Raw genomic sequence first — 8,983 nt, forward strand, 5'->3', positions numbered from 1 at the left:
CCCAGCGGAGAACCGGCGACGTTCCATACTTGCGACTCCAATTCGGCTCGGCCTCAACAATAGTCAAGGCGTTGTCCGAAAGTCGCCGGGCGGGTCAACCCGGCCGCTTTCAGTTGGTGGCAGCGGTTCGGGTTTGAACCGTTCGATGCCGAGGACTCGACTAACTTGGACCTCTACCTGCTGACCAAGGACATCGGCGCCACGCTCGCGAGACTCTGAGCCAGCGATTCCCTTCAGGCAGGTTGTAAGTTGCGGAGGAGCGGTTTGCCGGTGAGTTGGCGACGCTCCGTGCCGATAACGTGCGCCTGCGTCGGTTGCTCGAGCTCAGTAAGGAGCAGGCCCGCGCCGCGGATCCAGAACAGCCAGCCCTAACAGGTGCGCCGACCGCGCCAGTGGATATGCGGTCGGCCCCGGAGGCAAAACTCCGGTTCTTGAATCGCCCCCGTTCTCGCGTCGTCGCTGCGCAAACGCGCCCCCGGATACACCAAGCCCGGCTTCCCTGATCCCCGAACAGCGCAGAAGCCATTCGCCACCTCGTAATCAGCGCGGACTGACAAGCTACGGCTGGTTTTGAATCTGGCGCACTTGACCATCGGACAATGGCGCCAGGGAAAACGGTCTCCGATTCGCAGGGCATTACGTGCGCTACGTGTACCAGCGCGCATATCGTGCGCCTCAACGCCACGCCATCGGACGGTCAAGTGCGCTCCGGCACCGTGATGAGACCGACCTGGTCCCAAGACAAGCACCATAGGCAACGAATAATACGGGCCCGAGCACGCCATCACCCCAGCTCAGAGCCTATTTCATCTGCGTCGGGCTGACAGGATTTGAACTTGCGACCACTTGACCCCCAGGAAGCAGCGGTAGCGCATACACGCAGGTCGCCGGCGGTTTCCGGCGTCAAGAAGCGAGGCATGACGTTCACTGACGCGCAGGTCGTTCAGCATCGCGCATGACGTGCGGTCCCAAAGTGGTCCCCGCAACCGCGCCTAACAGAGTGCGGGAATCATTTCTAGCTGATATCAGCTCTAGCTGATAGAATCGCCGACGTGCGGAAGTGGGAGGTTGATCTAACCCTCATTGAAACATGGATCGACAGCCTCGACGACGAGGAGTACGACCACCTGATCGCGGCGCTGGAGCAGTTGGAGGAATACGGACCGGTTACGCGCCGGCCATTCGTGGACACCCTCGAAGGATCGGCGCACCCGAACATGAAGGAACTCCGACCTCGCCCCCACCAAGGGTGGAGCCCACATCCGGGTGCTCTTCGCCTTCGACATCCAGTCCCGAGCGATCATGCTCGTCGCCGGAGACAAAGCGGGGAACTGGACGAAGTGGTACGCGACGAACGTTCCCATCGCCGACCGCCTATTCACCGAACACCAACAGAAGATGAAGCAGGCGGCCGCAGCCACAGTCGCCAAGCCGAAGACAAGAAAGGGGAAGAAACGATGACCACGCTCGATGATCTTCGCCGTCGCCGTCCGGGCAACCGTGCCCGCATCGACGCAGTCAAGGAAGAGATGGATCGCGAGGTTGCGCAGTACCGTCTTCGAGAATTGCGGGAAGATGCCGGTTACACCCAGACCGCGCTCGCCGCAGCCATCGGAGTCGGGCAGAACCGCGTTTCGCAAATGGAGCACGGCGACCTGGGCACCAGCCGGGTCGACACACTTCGTAAGTACGTGGAGGCCACCGGTGGCGAGCTGGAGGTTGCGGTGAAGCGCCCAGACGGATCTCGCGTCTTACTGAGTCTCTAATTGGGTCCGCTAACGCGGGAATTCCGACGATATGATTCTGCGTTTGAGTCGGCCCGCGCAGGGGGAGGAGTCATTCTACGATGCCCAACGGAGCGACCAACCCCTGGTCGAAATCCAATAGCCCGAGCCTCCGGCAGAACCAGGGCGATTCACACGCACTCCCACGGCCACCCGCACCGATTACTTCACATGTGCGGTCTGGTCCCAGTCTGGTCCCAAGCACGTCCCGGTGGGGAAATTCGCGGAGAAGACTCTGCGCAGGTCAGAGCCTAATTCTCTTGGTCGGGCTGACAGGATTTGAACCTGCGACCACTTGACCCCCAGGCTTAACGGCGGTATGTGCACGCGTCCGTCTGTATACACTTTTACCGTTGCGCCACAACGGATTAGGTTGCTTACGGACAGCCGCGGACAAGTGCGGAAAACTACGGTCAAATCGACCGAATGGCGGTACGGATGGCGGTACGGATCACGGCTGATGATCCACCGCCTGGCATCCGCCGCGGCAGCTCGCGGTGCCTGTTAAGTTGCGCGCCGATAGCGTGTTGGGCATGGCGGAACCCGACAACGGTCCGAGCGGCTTCAGTTCGTCGCTGCAACAGCCCGCGCCCGCCGAGCTGATACCCGGCACCAGTGGCTGGCGGGTTTGGGTAGCGAGTTGGGCGCACTCGTTCTTCAAAACGCCCCAGAATCCCGATATCGCCGCGACCATCGGCAAGGCCGTCCATCCAACAACCATCACACCGTGGTCGGTCGCCGACTACTCGAAATACCTCAGCGCGATTGGTCTCCGCGACGCCGGGAAGATCGCCGCACTAAATCAAGTCCTTAACGCGCTCGAACGCGCCGGATTTCTAATGCCCTGTGGCCCCGAACCCAACATGCCTGCGTTCATGGCGCAGCGCTACATGACCCAAGGCGGCGCATCGCCTGGCCAAGTGGGCGGGACCCTCTGGCTCTCACAGCTATTCGGTGCCGAACTAATCATCCCGAGCTACAACGGGGTGACTGTCCAGATTTCGGGCACCGACACCGCTGGTCGCGCGCGATCGGGTACAGGGTTGGTCCTGGACCACTGGCACATCGTCACTAATAAACACGTTGCGGCCGGGTTGGCGCCGAATGCGCCTATAGCCGTGAGCCCTGCGAACGTTGACGCAAACGCTCATCAGGTGTCGTGCCAGTGCACCGGTGTGGCCCACCGAGAAATCGACGTCGCGATCATCAAATGTGAATTGCCCGATGGAGTCGGCATTCCGAGGTTGGCAGGGATGGCGTTTCGTGACCCGGAGTGGGCCGATGAGGTGTACCTGTTCGGTTATCCGCACGTGCCGATGATCGCCGGCGACGTCATCACAGTGCAGCGCGGCGAGGTGGTTAACCCGTCCGCCGAGACTCCCGCGGTCGGCGGATTACCCCGGCAAAACACGTTCCTTTACTCGGCGATCGCGCGCCCGGGCAATAGCGGTGGCCCGATCGTTGCCCAGGATGGTCGCGTGATCGGGTTGGTGGTCGAGGACAGTTCGACCGCAGCGCGGGCCCACGCTCCCGGTTACGAACCGCCGGCACCGGAAACCCCCGAGGAGCGACTCGCCCACCTCGAAGCGGAAGTTGACGAATTGACGGCCAAGACGTTCGCCCCATCGTTCTATCGCGGCATCCCGTCGAGTGAAGTTATCCGCGCGCTGAACGACTTGGGGTTCGGCGGACTTGCGTCGCTGGACGGGCCGCAACCGTAGCAAGATGTAGGGCGGTCGCGACATATGTCGTTACGCGACCAGTGCCCAATTTGGACATTTGCGCCGATATTGGCATATGTCCGAATCACTTTGCCGTCCTTGCTATTTCAATATTCTACGAGTTAGCTTCGCCGTATGACTATTACCGTTGACACCTCGGCCGGCGATCCCGAAACCGCCGCGCTGAACCTTCTCGTCCAGGCCGCGGAACCCGCTACCGGCAGCACCGCATTCCGCGCCGTACTCCAAGACCTGGCCGGCGTCCTGCACGCCGAGGGTGCGCTCGCCGGCCTCGCGTGGGCCGACGCTCGACTGGTCGCCGCCGCGGTGTCGTTCGACGCCTGCACCGCGGCGGAGCCGGTCGGATCGCTGCGCCGTCGAGCTGCCGCGGTGCGCGCCGGCCGCGGTCCTCGTTGCGTCGACCCCGTTGGCGTCGCCCAGGCGCTCGACGTCGCCGCGACAGTCCTGGAACTAATGTGAGCGAGTCCCAGAATTAGACTCGTTTGATGGCTGAGCATGGGTTCACTATCATCACCGACCCACTCGCGACGCCGGCACCCGGAACGAAGTTCACGTGTTCGTCGCTGAACATCGCGCAAGTGGAGGCCGAGGCTGCGCCGCTTACGGTCGAGAATTACGAGTACTTCCGCGGGGCGCTGCTCGCTGTGTGCATCGGATACGGCAACACCTACAAAGTCGAGGGAACCGCCGTCATGATCGGCCTGGGCCTGGCGCTGTCGGCCAAGCACGTGGTCGACGATCATCGGGATGCGCTTGCGGCCGGCGAGGCAGTAGTGCTTTGCATGGGTGTACGCGGCGACGGCACGGTTGCGGGTTGGCATTGCTACTCGATGGAAGGGGTTTCCAATGGGAGCGATCTAACTTTGCTTTCGCTGAGGCTGGTGTCTGACATGCCCGCCGACGGCGATTTCGCCACGATTCCGCTGACGACACGCATCCCGCCCCCAGGCGAGCGTGTCACCATCGTCGGCTTCCGATTCGATGATGAAGCAGTTGACGCCGACTCGGTGGACGATCCCATTCCGCTCATCGGTTCGATGTACGTATCACAAGGAGCTGCGGGGCAATTCAGCTTTCCAATACACGATTCCGTTCTGGCGCCGTATCCAACGATCGAGGTGCTCAGTGGCACGCTAGGCGGGATGAGTGGCGGCGCAGTGATTGATGTCAACGGCCACGTCGTCGGGATTACGTCTCGGGGCCCAAGCCATGACGACCAGAAGGGGCCGTCCCTAGCGGCGTGGTGGTTACCGGCGTTGTTCTGGACTCCAACGCTTTCGTGGCCGACGGGCATGCACGACGGCCCGAGAGCCGTCTCCGAGAACGTCACCGTCCGTGTCGCGGGCCGCGAGTTTGTCGAGATTACAGAAGATGGGCAACTCAACCTGGCTCACTGGACATAGCGGCCGCAACGAGATACTCGCGGCGATGATCGCAGCCAGCGAATAGCGTTCGCGCTCGCGACTTTGTTGCCTGCGCACCGCGATGCGTCGCGTAAGATTGCGGCAGCAATGGTTGTGACGAGAGCTGACATCGAAGGTGCCCTAGGCCCGTGTCAGGAGGCGGCGCGTGTTGGCTCGCCCAGCGGTATGGGCGAATGCTGGCGGATCGTTCAGAACGGGACGGTCAAGGCCTGCAAGGTCATCACGATTGGGTACGACCCCGCGCGATTCGGACGCGAAGTCGAGGCCATGCAGCGCATCAGTTCGCCGCGCGTGGTGCCGGTGTTCGGTAGCGGAAAGCTGACTACGGCTGACGACGGCAAGGAGCATCCGTACTTCCTCAGCGAATTCCTCGATGGGGGCGACGTACGTCAACACATCACTGCCGGTCACCAGCCCGACGACGGGGAGCTGCGTGCCTTCACGCTCGCCGTGCTCGAAGGCGTCGAGGAATTGCACCGTGCCAGCGTGGTCCACCGCGACCTCAAGCCCGACAACATAATTCTGCTCAACGGCGACTGGACACAGCCGGTGATCATCGACTTCGGGTTGGCGCGGCTGATCGACCTCGCCAGCGTGACTGTCTACCCGTGGTTCGGCGGGACCTGGCCGTACATGGCTCCCGAGCAGCTGCAGCTTGAGCGCGCCTTCGATCGCACCGACATATGGGCAGTGGCCGTGATAGTCGCCGAACTCGCTTCGGGACAGCACCCCTTCTGGCGGGGTGAGCCGAACCCGCCCGCCGATTGGCATCGGCGGCTGCAAGGAGGAATAACAATTCCCGGTAGTCGTCCAGCGGGCCTCCGTGACTGGTTGCGATTGGCCGGCGCGTACCCCGGTTACCGACGACCCGCGGCCGCTGTCGCCAAACAGCAACTCGAATCGATGTGGCCATGAGCTTCTGGTTGGAGTACGGCAACAAAGAGGCCCGACCGTTGGTCTCATTCGCGGACGAGCTCGCGGCTACACCTGCTGGACGGCCTGGCATCTGCTTCGGGCCGCTTAATGCTCCGACAACGACGCTTGAGCCGCTTTATCGCCAGGCACGGGCCAGCGGTGAGGCCGTCGTCGAGCCGCACGGCTATCTGCTTGACCGCCCGCACACCGACAGGTCACGTAACCACTTCCCGTGGCTTGCCCAGGCACCCCGGCCCACGACGCAACCGGAGTGGGAACAGTGGATGCAACGGGGCCTTGACCACCAGGTCTCGACACGGTTGTGCGGGAACGCCGGCCCCCCGTCCTTTGTAATCACGCCCTCCCCGGTGATGGAAGCCGCCAGCCCCGACGACTTGAACACCGTGCTTGATGCCGCCGTCGCTGTCCGCGGCCGAGTATCTGATCGCGATTGCTGGCTGGGCGTCACCGTCGACCGGACGTACCTACGCGAACTGACACACCTCACCCGGCTGCTCAACGCGGTAATCCAGACCGGCGCTAACGGAGTGGTGTTCCGAGCCCCGCACTCCTGGATGGCGCCGGTCGATGACCGCTTCTACCTCAGCGGACTGCGAGAGGTCGTCGAAACATGCGCCGCGAACGGTATTCGCATCTTCCTGCCGTCGTCAGGTTGGCTCGGGTGGCTCGCCATGGGTTGGGGCGCTTGGGGATTCAGCGGAGGCATGGCCGCCGGGTCGTGGCTTGATCGCATCCCTGGACCGATAACCCGACCCGATCAGCCCCCTCTCCCGTACTTCGAACCACAGCTTCTCCGCGCCGTGCCGTGGCGCAGCCACCAGCAGCTCATGAGTGAGCCCGAATACCAGCCGTGCAGCTGCCCCGAATGCGTCCAGATGGGCAACTCTCACGAGCTCATGCTCACCAAACGCCACCAGATCCGCCACGCTTCCCAGGAGACGGCGGCCCTCACCGCCGTTCCCGTCGGAAACCGGCGCCAACTCGTCGCCGATCGTTTGGACGAGGCGATCAGTTTTCGCGACAGCCTTTCGCGGATGACCACTGCCCGCATCCCTGCGACGATCCACCTCGATCGCTGGCGGGCGCTCAACTAGCTGTGAGCCTTCGGCGAGAACAGCCGCGACCTCATTCTGGGCAGCCGCCCACGCCTGCTCGGCCATCAACGCACGCAACCAGCGCTCGGGGCGCCGTCCGCGGGGAGGCGCAATCACCTGTAGCTCGCCCGTGGACGCGATCACCGCCAAGCCGACTCCGAAGGAAGCAATGAACGCGCTTTCGCGTACCGCGGCGGCCGACCGGGCTGCGTCCAAAACCAGCCACGCACGGTCTGCGCTGATCGCGAAGTTGTCCGCTTGGCGAAGCGCGTCCCGCCATTTGCTCAGCTTCAATTCGACAGCGGTGATGTGCGCCGGCACTGGTCGCCAGGCGCCGCTGGATCTCACGGTGTCGTTGTGCAGTTCAACGAGACCAAGGTCGGCGAGCGGCCCGAGGGTCGAGCGCGTAAGGGCTGTGGCGCTGGTGCCGAGGCGGGTAGCAAGTGTCGAGGTTCGAACGGGCCGATCGCTCCGGAGCAGATTCAAAACCCGCACCCGCAACGGAGAAGTGATCGGACCAACGCCGCTTTCGAATCGCTGGTGCAGTGCGTCAATGTCGAATCGGACGGCGACGACATCGGCGATGCCCTGCGCGGCCGGTACTTCGCGGGCGACCACGTGCGCGCCACCTGGCGGCATGAGTCGGCCAATCTGAGAAGCAACCAGTTGCGTCATCTCGGCCTCCCAACGGAAGCGGAGTCGTTCGCGCTCACCGCTGGTAGTCGTCACAGTGGGAGGCGGCTTGAGTAGATCGGCGGATTCCTCGTCGGCCGTCGTGGGAGCGATCCGCGGAGCCATATCCGCAAACTAGCACCGTACTCGCGAGTAGTAGCCCACCCCTGGTCAGACGCTGCGGCACTGTTCGAGGTATCGCTCCATCGCCGGCCCTGTGTTGACCCGGACCGACAGCATTCGCCGATACCCGCGCATCCACAGCTTCGCGAGGACCAACGACCGGCCAGCATAGGGGTTGCAGTCGCCGGGATCGGCCAGCGAACCCGCGTACAGCGCGAACATGTATTCCGCGCGCTTCGTCACCCGCCAAGCATGCGGGCCAGCGGGCCCAAAATCGACTCGGCTGCAAGATCTCATTCTCATCTGCGCAAACTGCCATCTGATGATTCACCACGCCCGACCATGGCTGAGCCCCGACCAATTGCGAGCTCTAATCGCCAATGCAAAAGCGGAGACAAACGTCTAGATTCTTTCAGCAGGTGCGCTGCCGATGCCGAGGGCATCGGATACACGACGCGCTGGCCTGGATGAACTCGGACACTGCCGCTGGAACCGCACTACCCGCGCCGCCTTGCGGTTGGATCACGGTCGCCGGGCAGAACCACCTTTGGGTGGGGTCCATGTCCAACCCGGCAATGCCTCAAGCCGGGACCGTCGCTCCGCGTCAAGGTTGCCCTTGTTAAAGACATTGCGTTGCTTCTGCACCCACCCGCCGAGCCTGAAACCGTCGATGATGTACGAGCCCGGAACTCGGGCGTCACCATGCTCGTCGACGTACTCGACAAGCTTTGCAAACCCCTGCTCCCACTGGGTATCGAACGGATCCCACGACCATCCCGGCACCTCGCTCAAGCGCCGAACACGCTCCGGGTTGAGTACGCCGCGGTTGAAATTCGCCCGCTGCACCCTCACCCACACTCCAAGCTTCAAGCCGTTCGCCTCGTACGCCCCGGGGACACGCACATTGCCGTTCTCCGAGGCGTACTTGATCAGCAACGACAGGAAATGATCCCACTTGTCCCGCTTGCTATTCCACGACCAACCCGGCAGCGCGGTCAATCGATTCTCGCGGTCCTTCGGCAGAGTCCCTTTCGCGTAGGCGTTGCGCTGATTCCCCACCCATTGCCCCAACCGATATCCATCGGGACTGCTGTGCGACGACGGAACATCCGCTCAGACTCAAGTGGTCGCTGCAACACCTGATTTGGTTAGGGGTGTTGTTCGATGGCGTTTCGGAAGCAGGGCAGCAAAGACGTTCTGGGTGAGGC

8 protein-coding genes and 2 pseudogenes are annotated in these 8,983 nt (G+C 62.9%); 6 read left to right on the plus strand and 4 right to left on the minus strand.

The annotated features are described in order from the left end of the window. Nucleotides 1-1,052 precede the first annotated feature (1,052 nt). The 6 genes and pseudogenes from ACOJVU_RS00010 (at nt 1,053) to ACOJVU_RS00035 (ending at nt 5,865) form a co-directional block, all read left to right on the plus strand. Nucleotides 1,053-1,461 (plus strand): annotated as a pseudogene (locus ACOJVU_RS00010) (type II toxin-antitoxin system RelE/ParE family toxin). Next, complete coding sequence (locus tag ACOJVU_RS00015; protein ID WP_144957293.1) at nt 1,458-1,766, plus strand: helix-turn-helix domain-containing protein; 309 nt, start codon at nt 1,458-1,460, stop codon at nt 1,764-1,766. The pseudogene ACOJVU_RS00010 and the gene ACOJVU_RS00015 overlap by 4 nt, the downstream one beginning before the upstream one ends. Nucleotides 1,767-2,317: 551 nt before the next feature. Further along, nucleotides 2,318-3,505: a S1 family peptidase gene (locus ACOJVU_RS00020; protein ID WP_421527899.1), complete on the plus strand. Its 1,188-nt coding sequence runs from the start codon at nt 2,318-2,320 to the stop codon at nt 3,503-3,505. Nucleotides 3,506-3,640: 135 nt separating this feature from the next. Continuing rightward, entirely contained in the window at nt 3,641-3,985 is a 345-nt protein-coding gene (locus tag ACOJVU_RS00025) for an amino acid aminotransferase (protein WP_421527900.1), read from the plus strand. 26 nt (nt 3,986-4,011) lie between these two features. Continuing rightward, on the plus strand, nt 4,012-4,929 hold the full coding sequence (locus ACOJVU_RS00030) for a S1 family peptidase (protein WP_421527901.1): 918 nt from the start codon (nt 4,012-4,014) through the stop codon (nt 4,927-4,929). A 186-nt stretch (nt 4,930-5,115) separates the two neighbouring features. Next, complete coding sequence (locus ACOJVU_RS00035; protein WP_421527902.1) at nt 5,116-5,865, plus strand: serine/threonine-protein kinase; 750 nt, start codon at nt 5,116-5,118, stop codon at nt 5,863-5,865. Nucleotides 5,866-6,533: 668 nt separating this feature from the next. Here ACOJVU_RS00035 and ACOJVU_RS00040 read toward each other — a convergent pair. The 4 genes and pseudogenes from ACOJVU_RS00040 to ACOJVU_RS00055 form a co-directional block, all read right to left on the minus strand. Then, the gene (locus ACOJVU_RS00040) at nt 6,534-7,778 is read right to left on the minus strand and encodes a hypothetical protein (protein ID WP_421527903.1); all 1,245 of its coding nucleotides are present in this window, start codon (nt 7,776-7,778) and stop codon (nt 6,534-6,536) included. A 45-nt stretch (nt 7,779-7,823) separates the two neighbouring features. Further along, complete coding sequence (locus ACOJVU_RS00045; protein ID WP_421527904.1) at nt 7,824-8,018, minus strand: ribosome modulation factor; 195 nt, start codon at nt 8,016-8,018, stop codon at nt 7,824-7,826. Nucleotides 8,019-8,297: 279 nt separating this feature from the next. Beyond that, nucleotides 8,298-8,558, minus strand: coding sequence for a helicase associated domain-containing protein (locus tag ACOJVU_RS00050; RefSeq protein ID WP_421527905.1), 261 nt, complete (start codon nt 8,556-8,558; stop codon nt 8,298-8,300). A 9-nt stretch (nt 8,559-8,567) separates the two neighbouring features. Beyond that, nucleotides 8,568-8,873 (minus strand): annotated as a pseudogene (locus ACOJVU_RS00055) (helicase associated domain-containing protein); the annotation flags it as partial. Nucleotides 8,874-8,983 lie beyond the last annotated feature (110 nt).

This window comes from Mycobacterium sp. THU-M104 (genome assembly GCF_049197365.1).
In the GTDB taxonomy this organism is placed as follows: Bacteria; Actinomycetota; Actinomycetes; order Mycobacteriales; family Mycobacteriaceae; genus Mycobacterium.